General features: G+C 66.5%; 1 protein-coding gene. It reads left to right on the top strand.

Annotated elements, in window-relative coordinates:
- Positions 1–68 precede the first annotated feature (68 nt).
- Positions 69–1,213 (top strand): IS3 family transposase gene (locus tag ACTMTB_RS30860; RefSeq protein ID WP_441149645.1). Its coding sequence is split into 2 segments (ribosomal slippage): positions 69–339 and positions 339–1,213, totalling 1,146 coding nucleotides; the frame shifts between segments, so codons are not numbered across the junction.
- Positions 1,214–1,254: the final 41 nt, after the last annotated feature.

Below are 1,254 nucleotides of genomic sequence, written 5' to 3'. Positions count from 1 at the left end.
GGGACTGCCCCCAGTTCGGTTGACTCCTGACCTGTGAGGATGCGTTCCTCGCTGGAAGGATGTCTGCCATGCCGAAAGCGTTCCCGCCGGAGTTTCGCCGTGACGTGGTCGCGGTTGCCCGCAAGGGCGAGGCGCCCATCGCCCAGATCGCGAAGGACTTCGGGATTTCCGAGTCGTGCCTGCACCGCTGGTTGAAGATCGCCGACGCCGACGACGGGATCCGCCCCGGCACCACCAGCTCTGAGTCGGCGGAGCTGCGGGAGCTGCGACGACGCAACAAGCTGCTGGAGCAGGAGAATGAGATCCTGCGCAGGGCGGCGGCGTTCTTCGCCAAGGAGATCGCCCCAAAATGACGTACCCGCTGGTCGGTGACCTGGCCGCGGACGGGATCCCCGTCGCGGTGACCTGCCGGGTGCTGGGCTTCAGCAAGCAGGCCTACTACGCGTGGAAGAACAGCCCGGTCGCCCGCCGGGACCTGGAAGACGCCTATCTGATCAACGCCGCTCTCGACATCCACGCCGACGACCCGGCGTTCGGGTACCGGTTCATCGCGGATGAACTACCTGCCCACGGCATCATCGCCGGCGCCAACCGGGTGGCCAGGCTCTGCTCACAGCAGCGGATCTGGTCGGTGTTCGCCAAACGCAGAGGCCTCACGAGAAGGGCCGGGCCGCCGGTGCACGACGACCTGGTGCAACGCCGTTTCACCGCCGACGCGCCGAACCGGGTGTGGCTGACCGATATCACCGAACACCCCACCGGCGAGGGCAAGCTCTACCTGTGTGCGATCAAGGACGTGTACTCCGGTCGGATCGTCGGCTACTCCATCGACTCACGGATGAAGGCGTCCCTGGCCGTCGCGGCGCTGTCGAACGCGGCTCGCCTGCGCAGCCCGGCCGGCACGATCGTGCACTCCGACAGGGGCAGTCAGTTCCGGTCCAGAAAGTTCGTGAAAGCGTTGCACCGCAACGGATTGGTCGGCTCGATGGGGCGCGTCGGCGCCTGCGGTGACAACGCGGCGATGGAATCGTTCTTCGCCCTACTGCAACGCAACGTCCTCGACCGGCAACGCTGGCACACCCGCCACGAGCTACGCCTGGCGATCGTGACCTGGATCGAACGCACCTACCACCGGCGCCGACGGCAAAGACGCCTGGGCCGGCTTACCCCGATCGAGTTTGAGACAATCAACAGGCCCGCACACGCGGCTTGAACCACTCAACCCCGCGAGTCAACCGAACCCGGGGCAGTCCC

The organism is Micromonospora sp. L32 (assembly GCF_052068055.1).
GTDB lineage: Bacteria > Actinomycetota > Actinomycetes > Mycobacteriales > Micromonosporaceae > Micromonospora > Micromonospora purpureochromogenes.
Note: the sequence above shows the minus strand (reverse complement) of the source record. Positions and strands in the feature narration are given on the sequence as shown.